Source organism: Bacillus sp. FSL K6-2944 (assembly GCF_038005385.1).
In the GTDB taxonomy this organism is placed as follows: Bacteria; Bacillota; Bacilli; order Bacillales; family Bacillaceae_G; genus Bacillus_A; species Bacillus_A cereus.
This window is the reverse complement of record NZ_JBBOTE010000001.1, coordinates 692,116-711,072: the sequence shown is the minus strand read 5'-3', so window position 1 is coordinate 711,072 and position 18,957 is coordinate 692,116. Positions and strand designations below refer to the sequence as shown.

Below are 18,957 nucleotides of genomic sequence, written 5' to 3'. Positions count from 1 at the left end.
CAACTTCCCTCTTCCTCGACTAAAAGTTCATTTTTTTGTCATTTTTCCAGAACAAATAAAAAAACTGAGAGTCGATTAAACTCTCAGTTTTTTTATTTATTTTGCTGTATGTTTTCTAACGGCTGGTAAAATTTCAGTAGCAATTAATTCAATATTTTTCTCAATTTTATCAAATGGTACACCGCCAAAATCAATTTGTGCCATAAAGCGTTGTTGGCCAAACAATTCATATTGGTAAAGCATTTTCTCAATGATTTGTTGTGGGCTACCAACCATTAAAGCATCACGGTAATCTATTGCATTTGTAAATTGCTGTTTCGGATACCCATCACCGCGCAGTGTAAGCATACCAGCATTAATGTGAGGGTAATATTCACTAAGTGCATCTTGTGAATTTTTTGCCGTATAAAATAAACTAGTTGTCGCAACTGGTAAACTAGCTGGATCAAATCCGCTTTGCTGAGCAGCCTCGCGGTAAGCATCTACTGACACTTTAAAGTTAATTGCTGGACCACCAAGTGTTGTTATCATCATTGGCACACCTGCACGTCCTGCTTTAATTGCACTAGCTGGTGGACCTCCAACTGCACGCCAAATTGGTAAGTTATTATTTTTCGCTCTTGGAATAACCGATGCATGTGCGAGCGGTGCTCTGAACTGTCCATTCCATGTTACATGTTCCTCGTTATTAATTTTTAATAAAAGATCCATCTTCTCTTCAAATAATTCTTCATAATCATTCACGTCATAACCAAGTAAACTATATCCTCCAATACGAGATCCACGACCAGCCACAATTTCTGCACGTCCATTAGAAATCAAGTCAATGGTAGCGAAATCCTCATATACTCGAACTGGATCAGATGTACTTAATATCGTTGCGGAACTTGCAATTTTTATATTTTTCGTAGCTTGCGCGACCGCACCTAAAATAACTGTATGAGCTTGCGTTGTAAAATGTGTTTGGTGACTTTCGCCGACAGCAAACACATCAAGTCCTGCCTCATCTGCTAACTTAGCTGTTTCAATTAGTTCGTGAATTCTTTTTTCTGGCGTAATTTTGTCCCCATTATGTGGATTTAAAACATGATCACCAATTGAATATAATCCAAACTCAATTCCTTTTCTTGTATCTATACGGTATTTTTCCATAGTTACTCTCCCCTTTAATAAAGTAGTATTAGTTTTTTTCTAAAAACGTTGGTAAGTCAAGTTTATCTCCGTATTACCTACACCATCACTTGATTAGTCAATTGATGGTGTAAAAAAAATTACTCTTGCGGTAATTCTTTTTTTTCACTATGCTTATGAACTTTCGTCATCAGCTCATATAATATTTTCTGCTCTTCTTCATTTAATACATCATCAAAAAACGAAGATTGAAATGCAAGTTGCTCTGGCAATGCTCTCTCTAAAGCCGCTTCTCCTTGCTCTGTAAGACTAATTGTTTTCGTTTTCCAATCTTGTTTTCGTACAATATATCCTTCTTTTTCAAGACGAGTTAACATTCGAGAAATGCCACCTTGTGTAACAGTTACCTTTTCAGCTAACTCCATTTGTGTTAGTGGTTGATACGTACGTATTTGCAAAAGCACATCAAATTGAGCTGTCGTTAAATCAAAACGTTTTAAAAACTCATTTGACATTTGATTACTTTGGTTCGTAAATCGTATTAAACGTAACCATATTAATGATCCTATCGTATTATCACGCATGTTTGATCACTTCCTATCGTGAATCTTACTATCACTTTACCACTCAAGTGATAGTAATGCAAGAGAAAATCACATTTTTTATATAACTCAACTTACTTTTACTTAACTAAAGGCATCACTCGTGTAGTATTAGGTCTACTTGCCATTCTCTACATCTTCATAAAAAAAGGATTAAGCTCCAACGCCAATCCTTATCATGCATTTATTTTTTGTTTTCAAAACAGTATGTTTGAAATTCACACCATCTAATCTATTATTTTCTTTTATCGTAACGTAAATTCATTTGAGCATACCGTCTTCATGTAAAACCTGTATAAGTTTGCATAAAAAAACCTTGTTTACACCAATTGGGCTTTTACAGGATATATCATTTAAGTTCTACCTTTACTTCCTCTTTAGACATAACATCAGGTCTATAAATTAATTCAAGATTAGAATCACCTTTTTTCGCTTCAAACGTTATGGCTCCTGTTATCTTACCGTTTGGATCTACATCTTTAATTTTAAAAACGTTTTTATTACTAGTTGAAAATGTATGGTCCACGATACTTCCATCTCCTCTTTCAAGGTAAAAATCTAATGGATTAATTCTAACTTTTTGATTACCAATATTCTCTACTGTAACATGAACAATAACAAACTCATTACCTTTTTCCAGCTTATCATATTCTGCCACTTGCGCTATTTGTACTTTATGGACTGTTAATTTTTGATTTCTAATTTGAGTAGTTTTTTCAACATTATATTCTCTTGTATCTTCATTCTTCGTATTTTCTTTTTTGGCACTACTTTGCTCTTCCTTCGTATTATTTGATACAGTTTTAGCTACTTCTTTCTTCTCATCACATGCCGATAAACTGAAAGCTAACGTCCCTGCTAAAGTGACTGTCGCGATTTTTTTAAACATAAATTCCCTTCCCCCAATGTAAAAATGATAAAAATCCCCAAAAACTATATATTATACTAACAGATAAATGAACAGCATATTGTCGTTATGTGTCGAATGTAATAAGGCTATGTATAAGTATGAAGTCTTACTTTGCTTCATCTCTCAACTGTTCGACATATGATAAAATTTTAACAATAAGACATCCACCTTACTTACGAACTCTTTATTCCCATAACTATGTGTATCATAAATTTTTAAATAAGAAAAAATTAAAATAAAATGATAAAATTAAACAAATCACTAATATAAAGGTGGGCAGAACATGCATATTTCTAAACAATTTATAAAACCATTCCCTGAATATGAAGACATATTTTATGATGATTTGGAACAACATAAAAAGCACTTTTTACCCATTTGTTCTATAAACTTACAATGTATTGAACCGGAATTGGACGAATGGGTACATATTGTGTCAGCAAAAGAAATCCATGATGGTTGCGTGGGTGATTTCACCAAACCATTTCACACAAATTTTACGAAAGCAGATACATTAGGATTCGATGTCATTAATGGAAAATATAAATTTGAAGCGGATTGGAATTATTTCGAAATCGAACAAAATAATTCTGACATAATAGAACAAGCCTATGAGAGTAATAAAAGAGATTATCAAATCCGTAAAGAGTATTTTCAACGTAATCAAAAAATTTATCCTTATTCTAGCTTAGGAAAAGAAATAACATCTGTAGAAGTATTAGAACAAGAGTTTGTTGAAAAACAAACAAATGGCTGGGGATTAAATTATCCTGTGGTAAATGGTATCCTAGATGATGTTCGTTTTATGACAGAAGAAGGTGAAGAATTATTAGAAGACTGCGATAACGAAGACGAAATTTTTGACTTTACGAATCTTCTATATATACAAAAAGATGAATATGGACATCCCTTTACATATGTTGGATTTGTTACAGGATATTATTTTCAAGCTTATGGTGCCGATCGTATTTACTTATTCTTTAATAAAGAATTAAGAAAAGCAGTAATTTGTTTTGAATATACATAAGATAATTAAGAAAAGTCCATTTTGAACATTATTACTTGAATCAAAATGGATTTTTTATAAATAATTTATTTCTATTTCAATTCCGCATCTACTGTGAAATGTGTAAAACCTCATATAATGTAATATCCTCTATCTCTTCAATTTCAGGCTTTACTTCATAAAATTCAAACTGACTATATCCCCACTTATCTGGGTTATACACTATTACATTCCCTTTACAATTTTCTGTATTCTGGACATTCTTATTAAAAAAGTTAAATTGAGTTTCAATCAATGAATTCTTTTGAGAAATACTCCCCACGTATTCAACAACATACTTACATTTCTTAAAATCATCACTTAGATTAACAACTAATGGAACACCTATATGTATTTGTTGCCAACCAAACGATTGTAAAATATTATCGTAATACCCTTCAAAGATAAATTTATTCATCCCTTCATGCCCATTCCAAATATATAAAGGTGCATAGGAGTTATAAAAATTCCCGTCTTTCTCCGTTTCCGTAATTAAATAAGCTTTAAAATTTAGTGCTTGGAAACCATCAGTTTTATAACCATTATCCTTTACCCTTTTCTTAATAATTTCCATGTCATAATCCTTTGGCAAAATGACCTTATATTGCATTCCAATCATGTTTATCACTCGCTTTCAATCTTATATACATTATGATAAATCGATAAGTAGCTAACGTAAAATAGGTATAAATTATGTTTGGTATCATTTATAATGATAGTGCATAAGGGGCTGAGATATATGGAAATAAATGATCTTATTATATTCAAAACTGTAGCCAGTGAGGGTTCTATTAGTAAAGCTGCTAAAGAGTTAGGTTATGTTCAACCGAACGTAACTGAAAGAATCAAAAAATTAGAACAAGAATTAGAAACACCCTTACTACATAGAGATAACAAAGGCGTTTCCTTATTACCTTCTGGTGACATTTTATTAGATTACACGAATCAAATATTAACTCTATTAGAAGAAGCGAAAGATAAAATTAAAACAAGTGGGTCTTCTTATATAATCGCGACGTCACAATCGATTTTGACTAATTATTTAAGTAAGCGTATTAAAGAAAATTTCATGAATTATCAAATATATGTAGAAAATAGTAGTCATTTGCCAAAATTACTGCAGCAACAAAAAGTTGATATGGTCATCACTTATGAGGATGATTCTGGTGCAGGTTTTAAAAAAGTATTTACTACTTCAATTTCTATAGGCTTACTAAAAGATCAAGAAAAATGTATCATTGACTATTCAAAGGAACTCTTCTTCGTTAGCAATGACAAAAAGTGCCCTTTTAGAAATAAGACGATACAATTTCTAAAAGAAAATAATTTATCTCAGCGTCAACTTCAACAATTAGATTCTTATTCGCTTATGGAAGAGTTTATTCAGGACGGAAAAGGGATAGCCTTTTTGCCGATTAAAAATGATAAATTGGTACCAATTGAAGATGTTCCAGTTGAAAAATTAGCTGTTCATTTTTTTACAAATCAAAACTCTTTCAAACAAATCCCTGATGAACTATTCGGTTAATAAAAAATCCCTCCTTTATGAATCTAAAAGAGGGATTTTCATATTCTATACAATTGATTTTTCACACATTTTGCTCCACTTCTGCACTTTTCTCCTTCTTATTCCGCTTCATATTCTTCAGTCCCTTAACCGTGCCAACTAATCCTTTCGGGAAAACTAGCAATACGATAATGTACAATAAACCAAGAATAATCGTCCATCGTTCAAAGATCGGATACTCTGTAGCTAGTTCTGATAAATAATATTTTAGAGATTCAATAATTCCAGCTCCTGCAATTGCTCCAATTAACGTTCCAACCCCACCAATCATCGTCATCAATAATGCATTTAATGTCATTTCAATTGAAAATACAGTCGTATTAACAAAACGCAATGTGATAACAAATAAACCACCGCTAATCGCAGCTACTACTCCTGCAACAATGCTAGCAATAATTTTATAATGAAGCACTTTATATCCAAGTGCTTCAACACGTTGTTCATTTTGTGAAATTGCCTTTAATACTTTCCCAATAGAAGACTTTGTAAAAAGACGTAATAGAATAAAAATGAAGCATAAACATACAAGTGATACATAATAAAAAGTAAAACGATCACGGAATATTTCTGGTACCCCAAATGTAAAACCATCTCCTCCGTGAGTAAGCCCACGCCATTTTTCAGCAAGTACGAAAAACAACTGTGAAATAGCAAGTGTTAACATTGCATAAAAATGACTTTTCAATCGTAAAGAAAGTAAACCAATTATATAACTAACGATTGCTGAAATGATAATTGCAGCTACTATTCCAATTAAAAAGTTCGTTATTGATACGCCTTGTCGATCAAATAAAAGCGCTACCCCATATGCTCCTATCCCAAAGAACATACAATGACCGAACGATACAATTCCTGTATACCCAAGTAATACATCAAAACTCATTGCAAAAATAGCAAAGATGAAGATTTGAGTGAACAAAATTAACAGGCTCCGTGAATCATTTACGAACGGAAATACACTTAAACAAATGAGCATACATACTCCGAAGTATACTTTAATTCGGTCCGATGTGTTGTTCACCATTTCACCCCTTTTCACCAACAAGTCCAGTTGGCTTCACTATTAAGAAAAATAGTAACATTAACATATTAATTGCAAGTGATAAATCTGGTATAAAATACGCTGTAAAAGCACCAGCTAACCCGACAATTAAAGAAGCAATAGCTGAACCTTGAACGCTTCCTAATCCACCGATAATTACTACTATAAAAGCTAAAATTGCATACTGCATGCCCATCTCGGCGAAAATAACGCCCGAATACGGTGCTAATAAGAATCCTCCCAAAGCTGCCATCCCTGCCCCTAATAAAAAGACGAAAGAAAATATCGCTTTTACATTAATACCAAGCGCTTGAACCATTTCTTTATCCATTACACCTGCACGGATCATAAGACCTATCTTCGTCTTTTTGAGTAATAGTAGTAGTGCAATGTAAATAATTATCCCAATCAAAATAACAAATAGACGATATTTAATTAATATAATACCTCCGAATGTAAAACTTCCTTGTAACCATAACGGTAATTTTGCACTAATAGGGTTTGGCCCCCAAAATATTTTAATACACTCACTAAGAACGAGCATTCCTCCAAGCGTAACGAGCAGCTGTCGAACATGATTTCCATATACCGGCCTAATAAGAAACCTTTCTAAAATAAATCCTAGGAACATTCCCATGGCTACTGCTCCAACTAAAGCTAATATATAACTTCCTGTCACATTAAATAACCAAACACCTGTAAATGCTCCCCATGCAAATAAACCACCGTGTGCAAAGTTTAAAACGCTCATTAAACCGAAAATAAGTGAAAGACCTGATGCTAACAAAAAAATGAGCATCCCTGTTGAAATCCCATTTACAAATAAATTGATTAACACATCCATCCTTTTCACCTCGGATTCATGTTAAGAGATTCCTAAATATTTATGACACATTTCCTTATCCTTTTTTAATTCATTCATAAAACCGTTATGAACAATTCGTCCGTTATCCATAATGTAAAAATAATCGCCAATTTGACTAGCCATCATAAAATTTTGCTCAACAAGTAAAACTGTTGTTTTCTCTTTCATCTTCAAAATAGCTACCATTAATTTCTCCACCATTATCGGGGATAGCCCTTTGCTCGGTTCATCAATAAGTAATAATCCATCACTATTAATAAACGCTCTTGAAATAGCCAACATTTGCTTTTGCCCTCCGCTCAAGAGCCCACTTTTCTTATTCCAAAACTGCTTTAAATCCGGAAATAGTTCTAGCATCCACTCTATTTTCCCTTCTACTTCTTCACCTTTCCCCCTAGCAAGAGCGAAAGTTTCTTCTACTGTCAAATCATGAAAAATACCTTGATTTTCTGGTACATATCCTATTCCTTTCCTTGAAATTAAATGTGTAGGTAATCCACTTACTTTTGCACTATCATAATAAATTTCACCATCTGCAATGCGGTGAAACCCCATCACTGAACGTAATGTCGTTGTTTTCCCTGCCCCGTTTCTACCAAACAGTACAGTAATCGTCCCTTTCTCAACAGTAAGAGATACTCCTTGCAAAATATGAAACTGATCTAAATACGTTTCTATATTATTCACTTGTAATAGTGCCACTATATAATCCCCCTAAATAAGCACTTTGTACACGCTCATCTTTCATAATTTCTTCTGGCAATCCTTCAGCCAATAACTCTCCATGAAATAAAACGATAAGATGATCTGACAAACCTAGTATCATATCCATTTTGTGTTCGATAAGTACAATTGTGCTCTCTGGATGTTTCTTAATATTTTCAATCACTTGTAATATAGCAGGGACTTCCTCAACCGAAATACCTGCCGTCGGCTCATCAAGTAATAACACATCCGTTTTTAAAGCTAATAACATCGCAAGTTCTAGCTTCCTTTTCTCTCCATGTGCCAAATCTTTCGCTAATACGTTCTCTTTTTCATGAAGTAATACTGTTTTTAAGAAACGTCTCGCCTCTCCAACTTGTTGCTTTAATTTTGCTGAACTCGGGAAAAAACTATAGTAATCTTGTACGAATGATTGAACACTTAAACGGACATTTTCAAGTACCGTTAATTCTGGGAATATGTTTGTAAGCTGAAAAGAGCGACCGATTCCTAAGCGTGTTCGATCTGAAATCGATAGTTTTGTAATATCTTGCCCTTTAAAATACACTTCACCTGTTGTGGGTGAAATCTGTCCACTTAGTAAATTAAATAACGTTGTCTTCCCCGCACCATTTGGCCCAATAATAGAAATGAGCTTTCCTTTTTGGACAGTTAAATTTACATCTTTAATAACTTGATGTTCACCAAAAGATACACTAAGATTTTTCGTCTCTAGCAAATGTGTCACGAAATCCCTCCCTTTAAAGCCGTGAGTATGAAAGAAATATGTATAAAGAGGGTCCCCCCTCTTTATACAAAAACAACAGAAAATTCAGTCTATTTATTTTGAACTGGTGGTTCTGTTTCTTTCATCGTTAATTCTCGCTCTAACACTGGCACCGGATAATCAACACCGTCTTGCTTTTTCAATGTGATAGAATACAGTGTCTGCATCGCTTGGTGGTCCTTCTCTCTAAACTTCATCTTTCCTTTCGGTGTATCAAATTCCATTCCTTCCATTTTCTTAATCAAGGTATCTACATCTGTATCACCTTTTGTTTTCTTTAAGGCTTCTACAATAGAAATTGCTGCTGACATTCCTCCTGCTGTAAACAAATCTGGCACTGCACCATTAAAACGTTTTTTATGCTCTTCAACTAGCCAATCATTCACTTTATTTTTTGGAAGTGTGTGATAATATACAGAAAAACCTTGCATACCTACTAATGCATCCATTGTTTTTAATGCTGGTATATCTGGTGCACCTGTAGAAATTTTAATACCTTGCGCTTCCACATTCATATCTTTCAACTGTTTCCAAGGTGAATTTGCCCCTGCCCAAACGATAAATAAATAATCTGGTTTTGAACTAATGATATTTTGAATATTCGCTGTAAAATCTGTTGAATTTGTATCCGCGTATTGCTCATTCACAATGTTCGCACCTAATTTTTTCGCACCCGCTTTAAATGCAGCAATCCCTTCACGACCAAAAGCGTTATCTGGGGCAAATGTTGCAATCTTTACATCTTTTTTCGCAATTGCTGCTGCTCCTGCAATCGCATCTTGTGAGGAACTTCTTCCAGTTCTAAAAATATATTTATTCCAGTTCTTCCCGGTAATACTATCCGCAACTGCCGGTTCTACAACCATAATCTTTTCATATTCTTCAGCCAGTGGTAAAACCGCTAACGTATCACTTGAACTAGACGATCCAACTAAAAAATCAACTTTCTCTTCTTCTAATAACTTCGTAGCTTTTTTAACTGCTACATCCGCTTTCGTTTCTGTATCTTCTACAACAAACTTAATCTTTTTCCCATCTACTTTCCCAGTTCCACCAGTTGCATAATCTAACCCTAATTCAAATCCGTTCACTGTTTGTTTTCCATACGATTCTAGCGGTCCTGTTAAAGAAGCAAGGACTCCTACCTTAATCGTTTTTTCATCCTCTGTACTTGTTTTCTTTCCTGAACAAGCTGCCGTTATTAATAACGAACCTAAAACACAACCAGTAAACATTGTTTTTAGCCACTTACGTTTTTTCATCGACATTGTGATCCTCCCCATACTTTACTTTCTGATAGAATCAAACACGCCAAAATCCCCTGTCCGTAATCATGACTAACTAATTCGATAGATAATGGAAAACTCTTGTAGTACCCTCTACATTCGGCACAAATATATAATCACCTTCCTATGTAATGGAAACGGACATACAATCAATATATATTCTGCAATCCAATTGAAAATACTGTTTCATTTCAGTAATGACCATACAAAAAGACTAACTTATTTTTAAGTTAGTCTTTTCCCCTTAATTAGAGTTAAGTTCTACTTTCTCTAACCCTTCAGCCAATTGTTTCTTATCTAGTCCTTCTCCTATTACTACTAAGTTTGTCGGGAAACCGAAGTCTTGTTCTAATAAAGTTGGTACTCCGAACGAATATTGGAATAGGTGAGGGTATTTATCTCCATGGAATTTCACAAAACCTTTCACTCGATAAATACTATCTGGTAAATTCGAAAGCCATTCATATAATTTGTCTTGATCAATCGGTTTCGTAAATTGATATGTCATTGTTTGTATATGTAAATGCTGTTTGACATGTAGTGTCTCGTGTTCCTCATCATTTGGAAATTCTGCTTCTTCTATATCTTTTAAAGATATATTACAATACTTTGTCTCATACATTTTCGCATGATCATTTATTGCCTTTACTTCTTCAAATACTGTATTCTTATCTTCATCTGTTAGTAAATCTGCTTTATTAACAAGAATGTGACTACCAAATTTCAGTTGCTCATGCAATAGCTGTTGTACATTTGCACTTAATATACTTCGATTTAACCACCTTACTGCATCTAAAACGACTACAATTGATTTCACTTCCAGAAAAGGAGCTAAAATTGGCGAGACACACGCGTCTAACACTTCAATTGGATGCGCAACACCTGTCGTTTCTATATAAATTACATCTGGTCTTTCTTGTTGGTATAACGAATGTAATTGTATTTCAAGCTCTTCTTTTAACGTACAACAAATACATCCTTTAAGAAGTTCTCTTAAAACATTCTCTTTTCCAATAATATCTGTATCTACTGAGTATTCACCAATTTCATTCATTAATACTGCAACTTTTCTATTCTTCTTTTTCTCTGCTAACAATAAATTTTGTAATAATGTTGATTTTCCACTACCCAAAAAACCACCTAATATATGAATCTCCACTTTATTCATTCAACCGACCATCCATTTCTTTACTTCAAATGTATTCAAAGCGTAATAATTACGATTTATATTTATCATTTTATTAAAAGAATGACCATTTGTAAATATAAGAGATTCACTGTTCATTTACTTCATATGCAACTCTAACTCCAGACTCAATTGCCCCTTGCATCCATCCATGTGTTAATGTCGTATGCTCTCCTGCAAAATGTACTTTTCCAGATGGTGGTGTAATATACGGAAATAACTCGAGCTCTTGGCCTGGTTCGAAAGCTGTAAATGCACCGCAAGAATACGGATTTTTACTCCAGCTAAAAGATGTTCCAGTGACAAACTCACTATAGACGATGTCACCGTATATTTCCGCTAAATTTTTTAATGCGTACCGAATACGATCTCTTTGCGGGAGACTATCCCATGTTAACGCCTCATCTGCCCACGTATAACTTGCTATAACGATAGCTGGTCCTGGAGTATGAATGCCATAACTCGGATAGTATGTAAACCGTATCGGTAAATCAGTAATAGATTTACCGCCACACTGTCCCGCTTTCTCCCAAAATCTACTTTTAAACTCTATTGCAATTTTAGTTGCAGCAATATAATTTAATTCACGAATTGCTCTTTTTTTAAAATAAGAGAATAAATAGTATGGCTGAACTTCTACAAATCTTAACGCTGAAAATGGAATTGTAATAATAGCAAAATCACTTGTTATTGTAAATTGCTCTAACGTTTGTTCATGATTTCCTTGTAACATTACTTTATTATCTTCTTGTATAATTTTATCAACCTTATACGGCATTAAAATATGTTCCCTTAATTGTGGTAAGAATGCATTCGATAACTTATCCATTCCACCAGTTATTTCATAATATTTCGTTGTTGAAGTAAAGAAAATCATTTCACGTAATACTTCAATTAAGGACATTCCCATATAAGCTTCCATATCAAGAAGTACCCCAATCATATCTATCGCACCATCTGAATAATACTCCATTAAAAATGAACCAAGCGAATACGTTTTATACTTTTTTTCAACGATAAGCCAGTTTTTATCAGGATCCTTCTTAATGTAATTTAGTATTGGTTCTAATACTTCAATCATTAGCTCTTCTGCCGTTTTTCCTCTTTCTTTATCCAAAACTGGATATTCAAGTACACTTGGATCATTTTCAAACACATTCAATCTCGTTTGAATGTTATTCGTATAAATGATATCTGCAAAAGTTTTATTTATAAAAAGGTTTAAAGGTAGTTTAAATTTATGAATATACGCTAAGGTTAACTTATGGGTGTCAGGGATTCTCATCGGTCCCGCATTAAAATATAAACCCACACTAAATGGTTCCCGAATCGTATACACTCTGCCACCTATTCTGTTATTTGCTTCTATAATCGTTACTTCGTGCCCAGCCTCTTTTAATAAAGAACCTGCAACTAATCCAGAAATCCCTGCACCTGCAATCGTAATCCGTTTTGGGTTATTCTTTTTAACAAGCCCTGCATGAATAATATGAAGCATTTCTTCCATTGCTAATGGATTCCCCATGCCATTTCCCCTTTTACAAAGGATTTTACTGAATTATATTCGGTTCACTGAATTCCTATGTTTTGTTCGCGGATTTGCACGGATACATTTTCAAATACTTGAATATCTTTTATAAAATGTAATAAACTAGATATGACTCTATAGAAGTAAGACGTATTATCTTACATAATAAAATCAATGAAATTGCGAGGAATTTTGAAATGAAAAAAGGTATTAACCGTGTTGTATTAGTAGGAACAGGAGCAGTTGGATGTAGTTATGCTTACTGCATGATTAACCAGGCTGTAGCTGAAGAATTTGTTTTAGTCGATGTAAATGAGGCAAAAGCTGAAGGGGAAGCAATGGACTTAAGTCATGCTGTCCCATTCGCACCAGCTCCAACTAGAGTATGGAAAGGCAGCTACGAAGATTGTAAAGATGCTGACCTTGTAGTTATTACAGCTGGATTACCACAAAAACCAGGCGAAACACGTTTAGATTTAGTTGAGAAAAACGCTAAAATCTTCAAACAAATCGTTCGCAGTATTATGGATAGCGGATTTGATGGCATCTTCTTAATCGCAACAAACCCTGTAGATATTTTAACTTACGTAACTTGGAAAGAATCTGGTTTACCGAAAGAACGTGTAATCGGTTCTGGTACAACGCTTGATTCTGCTCGTTTCCGCTATATGTTAGGTGAGTACTTCGATATTGGTCCACACAACATTCACGCTTATATTATCGGAGAACACGGCGATACTGAACTTCCAGTTTGGAGCCATGTTTCCGTTGGTATCCAAAAACTACAAACACTGCTTGAAAAAGACAACACGTATAATCAAGAAGATTTAGACAAAATTTTCATAAACGTCCGTGATGCAGCTTACCATATTATTGAGCGTAAAGGCGCAACTTATTATGGTATCGGTATGTCACTTCTACGTGTTACAAAAGCAATTTTAAACGACGAAAATAGTGTATTAACTGTATCAGCTTACTTAGAAGGTCAATACGGTCAAAAAGATGTTTATATCGGGGTACCTGCTGTTTTAAATCGCGGCGGTGTTCGTGAAATTTTAGAGGTTGAATTAAGTGAAGATGAAGAATTAAAATTCGACCACTCTGTTCAAGTATTGAAAGAAACAATGGCTCCGGTTCTTTAATTAAGATAAAAAGCAATCCAATTTATTTTGGATTGCTTTTTATTTTAATTATCTCCTATGACTTTTTAGTGATTTTCTATCATTTCTTATTTTTTAGTCGCATCCTCATTATTTATATCAAGTACATCTAATAAAAAGATAAAGATTGGTATCCCGATAATAAGCCCCCATATTCCAAGGAAATGCTCTGAGAAGATAAGAATCATAAATGTGTAGAATATTGGTAAATTTGTTTTTGCAGACATAAACTTCGGATTTAAAAAATAACTTTCAAGAGCATGGATTACTGTTATGAATACGAGTATGTATACTACGTACATAACTCCGCCTACGTTGTAAGCAATGATACAAAGTGGAAACAAAGAAATAATCACACCTGCAACAGGAATCAACCCTAGTAAGAAAATCATAACAGCTAATACAAGTAGCTGTGGAAATCCTAAAACGATTAATGCAATGACAGTAAGAATACAATTTACAACGGCAATTAAAAACTGAGCCTCAATTACTTTGCCGAACGATCTTGCAAATCTTTCACCAAAATATGCAATTTCTCCATAAAAGATTTTTAACTTACTATCTTTAAACTTTGATGTAAATGTAATAATACGCTCTTTTTCTAATAAGAAAAATAAGCTTAAAATTAGAGATAATAATATTTGTAAACTTACCTTTCCTATATTTGCTATTGATTGATATATGACGTCTACACCTTGTTCTATATATTTTGATACTTCCATCCCATTAATTGTCGAAAGTGCATATTTAACGATTTCATTATCAGGTGGATTTTGAAAAAACAGTTTAAATTGATAAATTAATTGTGAAATTTGTATCGTCAGCACAGGTAAATATTTATATAATGTTGTGCCTATAAAGGAAACTAGTATTATATATAAACATGCAATAACAATTTTCCGGTTTACTTTCAATTTTCTTGAAATAAAACGTTGAAATCGATCCATTAAAAACGTCAGTATAAACGTAATTAATATTAAATTAATCATACTTTTTAATGCGTATAATACAAGCGCTACTATTATTAAAACGAGAAACCGTTGAAACCCTCTACTTCGAAAAAAACTCTTTACTTCATTCATTAAGAATTAACCCCCCCCCCCTTCAATGGATGGAAATTGAATATATTACATTTTATGAACTCCTATAGACAATCTTTCTTACTAATTGAGAAGAATCCTTTTTTTCTTTTCATATTGTTAGATTCGTTTAACTGGAATCCACCAACATAATTTCGGTGGCAGTTATTTTTCATATAATCTTTTATAAACTAGGTGATTTTCTATTTTTAGACTGCTGTTCATACGCATATCCAATATTGAAAAGCTCTTTTTCACCAAACTGTTTCCCTACAAACACTACACCGATTGGTTCTCCATTTTTATCATATCCAGCAGGAACCGCTAATTCCGGATAACCAGCTACAGCTGATAGAAGGACTTCATCGTTATTAATCATAACTAGAGCATCCAAACCTTTTTCTACTAAATACCTATCTAGCTCTTTTCTTGCATTTTCTTGACTCGTTTGCACTACGTTTTCAAACTCTTCTTTCGTTATAGCAGATTTTTCAGACCCTTCAATTAATGTTTGTCCGTATTTTATTCGTCTTTTACTATCCTTTTTATTAAACGCTATAATCTCTTCTAACGATTTTACCGGTACATTCTTTTGCTGTGAAAGATAGTCGTTTACATTATGCTTGAACTCATATTCTAATGTTTGCAAATTATCTACACCCTCAGCACTTAACTGGATATTATCAGTTAATATCGCACCTGCATCTTGAAGGTCTTTTCTAATTTTTTCTACTACTACTTTTCTATTTTCATCTTGTTGGTCTACAGAAAAAAGAAGCCCTATCTTTTTCCCTTTTAATCCATCTATTGATAAATCCTTTGTATAATCAATTCTTTCTTTATCTTTCATTTTTTCTGTCATAACATCTTTTTCGTCATAACCTATCATTGCATTAAATAACGTTGCTACATCTTTTACTGTTCTTGCCATAGGTCCTGCTGTATCAAGAGTTTCAGCTAATGGAATAATTCCTGTTCTACTTACCATACCTAAAGATGGACGTAACCCAACTACTGATTGCTGCGCCGCTGGTGCAATAATCGATCCCGTCGTTTCTGTTCCAATTGCAAGCGGCGCAAAATCTGCTGCAACTACTGTAGCAGATCCTGAACTTGATCCTGAAGTATCGAATGTAATCGGACCGTACGGGTTTAAATTTTGTCCTTTCTTCCCGCTATACCCGCTTGGCATTGTAAAAGATAAATAGTTCGCCCACTCAGACATATTCGCTTTTCCTAAAACAAATGCTCCTTCTTCTTTCAACTGCTTCACAATTGTTGCGTCTTGATCTGCAATCCAATCTTTTAATACATAAGTTCCTGCACTAGTCGGCATCACTTTTTCCGTCTGTACATTATCTTTTACAACGACAGGAATACCATATAAATTCGAATTTTTGTTTCTACCCCGCTCTTGATCTAACTTTCTTGCTTCTTCCATCGCATTAGGATTTATCTCTGTAACAGAATTTAATGTTATTCCATTTTGATCATGTTCTTGTATTCTAAAGAGATAAATACTCGTTAATTCTTCATATGACAACTTTCCATCATCAATCATTTTTTGAAGCTCATCTACAGTCGCATTTACGACTTCTCTTTCTTTTATCTTTACATTTTCTATATTGATTCCTTTAAGCTGATTATGTATCGGTTGTAGCACTCTTTCTTTATCATATACAATACGCTCAGGTTCCTTTGGAAAATAATTTTTATACACGTAATATCCGCCGGCACACGCTAATAAGACAATGCCTCCAGTGATAGACAGCGTTACCTTTACCCATTTCTTCATGTTGCTTCCTCCACTCTATAAGATGCTTAGCTATACAAAAAAGAGAGTTACCTTTTACTTAACTCTCTCCAATCAAAATGCTAAATGAAAAAATGAAAGATTTCAATCTAATTACTTCTTTTTTTGCATTTGCTTTGCTAACATTTCTTTCACTTGATTATACGTTAATCCTGAATTTTTATTTAAACGCTTTACTTCCTCAACATCAGTACCTACCACTGTATATTTTTTCTCATCATTCATTTTTCTAATTCCCTTCTCACCGTATTATTTCTTATATTTCTTCCCTAAATGCGCATAAATTAACACCACTACAAAAAAGGAAGCTGTTTTTAAGCACAGCTTCCTTCTCGTTACATATTGTATTTCTTAATAAAATTTCACTACATCTTCAGTAGGCAAGAACGTTCTTTCTGCTGGTTGTTCGTTTGGTTCACCAAATGGCATTTGACCTACTAAGCTCCACTCTGCCGGAATGTTCCAAGTTTCTTTCACTTCAGCATCTACGATTGGGTTGTAATGTTGTAATGACGCCCCAATTCCTTCAGCAGATAATAGCATCCACACAGTATGTTGTAACATCGCATTTCCTTGATGAGACCAGAATGGAAACTGATCTTTGTATAATGGGGCATTTTCTTGCATTTTTTCTACAGTTGCTTGATCTTCAAAGAATAGAACTGTTCCTACACCTGCATGGAAGCCTTTTAGTCTTTCTACAGTCGCTTCAAAGTTTTCTGCTGGTACGCGTGCTCTTAGTGTTTCTTTAACGATATCCCAAAACTTTTCATGCTCTCCATCCATTAATACAACCATACGACCACTTTGCATATTGAAAGATGTTGGTGCGTGTAAAGCTGTTTTTAACACTTCTTCAATTCTTTCTTTCGTAATTGCATCGTTTTTTGTTACTTTACGAATTGAACGGCGGTTCACGATCGCTTCTTTTAAGTTTGTTGTAGTTGCTGACATTTTAATTCCTCCAAATGTTTGTTTTATAATTTATTTTGTTATTTCATAACAAGCGAATTAGCAATATCCATCGGTATTACATTGCATACCTTCAAATGAATTTGTTTTATCCTTTTCAATTTCTTTATCAATGACCCTTTCTAGTGTTTCTTTACTAGCAAGCCCTTGAATGACTTCATCTCCAATCATGACAGTTGGAACAGCCATAATATTCGCTTCATCATATGCGTGTTGAATTGCTTCTTGATGCTTTTCTTTATATTTACGAGTTACTAAAGCATCTTTAAATTCCGCCTCAGGAAGTCCTACTTCTACCGCTAATTTTGTTAACACATCAATATCTTCAATGTTTTGCTCTTCTTGAAAAAATGCTGTGAATACGCGGTGATGATACTCATTACCTAGTCCACGTTCTTTCGCAAATTGACATCCTTCGAAAGCTAAATGTGTATATGGATGTGGTGAAACACGTGGCAAGCGCATATCAATTCCAAACTTCTTCGCTGTCGGAAGAATGAAAGCATCCCATGAACCTAATTTTTCTGGTTCATTCCATGGATCTATTTTTGAATATGGACTTGGACGTAATTCAAATGGCATCCATTCAATCTCTACACCTTTCTCTTTCGCTACCTCATCTAATGGACCTTTTGCTAAAAAACAAAACGGACATATAAAATCTGAGTATACTTTCATTTTTACAGTCATAACTTTTACACCTTACCTTATCGTTGTAATCAAACCAGTTACATTAATGATAAAAAAATATAAATATTATTTAAGCATTCATTTTTTCTTGCAAAGTTTCAAACAACTGCCCCATCGTAATATTTCTCAAAACTTCTTCCATCGCGGATTGTGCTTGAATTAAAATAATTTCTAACACCGCTTGAATATTCGCCCCAATTGGACAATCTGGATTCGGTTGCTCGTGAATATGAAATAGCTTGTCTTCTTCGACTACGTTCACTGCATGATACACATCTAACAATGTGATTTCATGTAAATCCTTTAGTAATCCCGCGCCACCCGGTCCACGATTTACGTAAACAAAGCCAGCTTGTTTCAAGTACGACATGATTTTACGAATGACTACTGGATTTGTATTGACACTCTCAGCCATATAGTCTGAAGTACAAAGTGAAGATGGATTGTTTTTCAAAATAGATAAAATATGAACAGCTATGGAAAAGCGGCTACTAATTTTCATCGTAATCACCACCTCGATGTAATCATTATAGTTACAACTAAAAAATAAGTCAATCCTTTTCATAGATTTTTTATAAGCAAATTAAAA

The 18,957-nt window shown here is 33.9% G+C and carries 20 protein-coding genes; 3 read left to right on the top strand and 17 right to left on the bottom strand.

Translation table 11 applies throughout. The features are described from left to right. Positions 1–96 precede the first annotated feature (96 nt). The 3 genes from MHH55_RS03700 to MHH55_RS03690 form a co-directional block, all read right to left on the bottom strand. Complete coding sequence (locus MHH55_RS03700; RefSeq protein ID WP_000417543.1) at positions 97–1,152, bottom strand: LLM class flavin-dependent oxidoreductase; 1,056 nt, start codon at positions 1,150–1,152, stop codon at positions 97–99. Between the two features lie 119 nt (positions 1,153–1,271). Then, complete coding sequence (locus MHH55_RS03695) at positions 1,272–1,715, bottom strand: MarR family winged helix-turn-helix transcriptional regulator (RefSeq protein WP_001205523.1); 444 nt, start codon at positions 1,713–1,715, stop codon at positions 1,272–1,274. A gap of 367 nt (positions 1,716–2,082) precedes the next feature. After that, positions 2,083–2,622: a DUF4352 domain-containing protein gene (locus MHH55_RS03690; RefSeq protein WP_000473159.1), complete on the bottom strand. Its 540-nt coding sequence runs from the start codon at positions 2,620–2,622 to the stop codon at positions 2,083–2,085. A gap of 304 nt (positions 2,623–2,926) precedes the next feature. Here MHH55_RS03690 and MHH55_RS03685 point away from each other — a divergent pair, with 304 nt between their 5' ends. Further along, on the top strand, positions 2,927–3,670 hold the full coding sequence (locus tag MHH55_RS03685; RefSeq protein ID WP_078186973.1) for a siderophore biosynthesis protein: 744 nt from the start codon (positions 2,927–2,929) through the stop codon (positions 3,668–3,670). A gap of 88 nt (positions 3,671–3,758) precedes the next feature. Here the strand turns inward: MHH55_RS03685 and MHH55_RS03680 are convergent, their stop codons facing one another. Continuing rightward, positions 3,759–4,307, bottom strand: coding sequence for a DUF4865 family protein (locus MHH55_RS03680; protein ID WP_078186974.1), 549 nt, complete (start codon positions 4,305–4,307; stop codon positions 3,759–3,761). A 120-nt stretch (positions 4,308–4,427) separates the two neighbouring features. Here MHH55_RS03680 and MHH55_RS03675 point away from each other — a divergent pair, with 120 nt between their 5' ends. Then, the gene (locus tag MHH55_RS03675; protein ID WP_000405005.1) at positions 4,428–5,216 is read left to right on the top strand and encodes a LysR family transcriptional regulator; all 789 of its coding nucleotides are present in this window, start codon (positions 4,428–4,430) and stop codon (positions 5,214–5,216) included. Positions 5,217–5,277: 61 nt separating this feature from the next. Here MHH55_RS03675 and MHH55_RS03670 read toward each other — a convergent pair whose 3' ends face one another. From MHH55_RS03670 to MHH55_RS03640, 7 genes are all read right to left on the bottom strand, one after another. After that, positions 5,278–6,231 carry a branched-chain amino acid ABC transporter permease gene (locus tag MHH55_RS03670; RefSeq protein WP_048568923.1) on the bottom strand — a complete coding sequence of 318 codons (954 nt, stop codon included), beginning with the start codon at positions 6,229–6,231 and terminating at the stop codon, positions 5,278–5,280. A 49-nt stretch (positions 6,232–6,280) separates the two neighbouring features. After that, positions 6,281–7,141, bottom strand: a complete 861-nt coding sequence (locus MHH55_RS03665; protein WP_000382805.1) for a branched-chain amino acid ABC transporter permease — start codon at positions 7,139–7,141, stop codon at positions 6,281–6,283. A 21-nt stretch (positions 7,142–7,162) separates the two neighbouring features. After that, a complete protein-coding gene (locus MHH55_RS03660; protein ID WP_001196709.1) occupies positions 7,163–7,864 on the bottom strand; it encodes an ABC transporter ATP-binding protein in 702 nt (233 codons plus the stop codon). Beyond that, a complete protein-coding gene (locus MHH55_RS03655; RefSeq protein WP_000149338.1) occupies positions 7,842–8,615 on the bottom strand; it encodes an ABC transporter ATP-binding protein in 774 nt (257 codons plus the stop codon). Before MHH55_RS03655 ends, MHH55_RS03660 begins: the two co-directional genes overlap by 23 nt. 89 nt (positions 8,616–8,704) lie before the next feature. Further along, positions 8,705–9,922, bottom strand: a complete 1,218-nt coding sequence (locus MHH55_RS03650; RefSeq protein WP_000061996.1) for a substrate-binding domain-containing protein — start codon at positions 9,920–9,922, stop codon at positions 8,705–8,707. Between the two features lie 262 nt (positions 9,923–10,184). Continuing rightward, positions 10,185–11,108: a CobW family GTP-binding protein gene (locus MHH55_RS03645; RefSeq protein WP_001044939.1), complete on the bottom strand. Its 924-nt coding sequence runs from the start codon at positions 11,106–11,108 to the stop codon at positions 10,185–10,187. 106 nt (positions 11,109–11,214) lie between these two features. Continuing rightward, positions 11,215–12,651: a flavin monoamine oxidase family protein gene (locus tag MHH55_RS03640; RefSeq protein ID WP_000528002.1), complete on the bottom strand. Its 1,437-nt coding sequence runs from the start codon at positions 12,649–12,651 to the stop codon at positions 11,215–11,217. Between the two features lie 200 nt (positions 12,652–12,851). Here MHH55_RS03640 and MHH55_RS03635 point away from each other — a divergent pair, with 200 nt between their 5' ends. Beyond that, positions 12,852–13,796: an L-lactate dehydrogenase gene (locus MHH55_RS03635; RefSeq protein WP_000715321.1), complete on the top strand. Its 945-nt coding sequence runs from the start codon at positions 12,852–12,854 to the stop codon at positions 13,794–13,796. Positions 13,797–13,882: 86 nt separating this feature from the next. On the opposite strand, the gene MHH55_RS03630 is transcribed toward MHH55_RS03635, so the two are convergent. From MHH55_RS03630 to MHH55_RS03605, 6 genes are all read right to left on the bottom strand, one after another. Next, on the bottom strand, positions 13,883–14,896 hold the full coding sequence (locus MHH55_RS03630) for an AI-2E family transporter (RefSeq protein ID WP_048518828.1): 1,014 nt from the start codon (positions 14,894–14,896) through the stop codon (positions 13,883–13,885). A 181-nt stretch (positions 14,897–15,077) separates the two neighbouring features. Further along, on the bottom strand, positions 15,078–16,688 hold the full coding sequence (locus MHH55_RS03625) for an amidase family protein (RefSeq protein ID WP_078186976.1): 1,611 nt from the start codon (positions 16,686–16,688) through the stop codon (positions 15,078–15,080). Positions 16,689–16,799: 111 nt separating this feature from the next. Beyond that, the gene (locus tag MHH55_RS03620; protein WP_000997344.1) at positions 16,800–16,931 is read right to left on the bottom strand and encodes a hypothetical protein; all 132 of its coding nucleotides are present in this window, start codon (positions 16,929–16,931) and stop codon (positions 16,800–16,802) included. 126 nt (positions 16,932–17,057) lie between these two features. Next, positions 17,058–17,660 (bottom strand): nitroreductase family protein, encoded by a 603-nt coding sequence (locus MHH55_RS03615; protein WP_001277021.1) that lies wholly within the window; start codon positions 17,658–17,660, stop codon positions 17,058–17,060. Between the two features lie 57 nt (positions 17,661–17,717). Then, positions 17,718–18,368, bottom strand: coding sequence for a DsbA family oxidoreductase (locus MHH55_RS03610; RefSeq protein ID WP_017656790.1), 651 nt, complete (start codon positions 18,366–18,368; stop codon positions 17,718–17,720). 70 nt (positions 18,369–18,438) lie between these two features. Further along, entirely contained in the window at positions 18,439–18,870 is a 432-nt protein-coding gene (locus MHH55_RS03605; RefSeq protein WP_000704073.1) for an Rrf2 family transcriptional regulator, read from the bottom strand. Between the last annotated feature and the right edge of the window lie 87 nt (positions 18,871–18,957).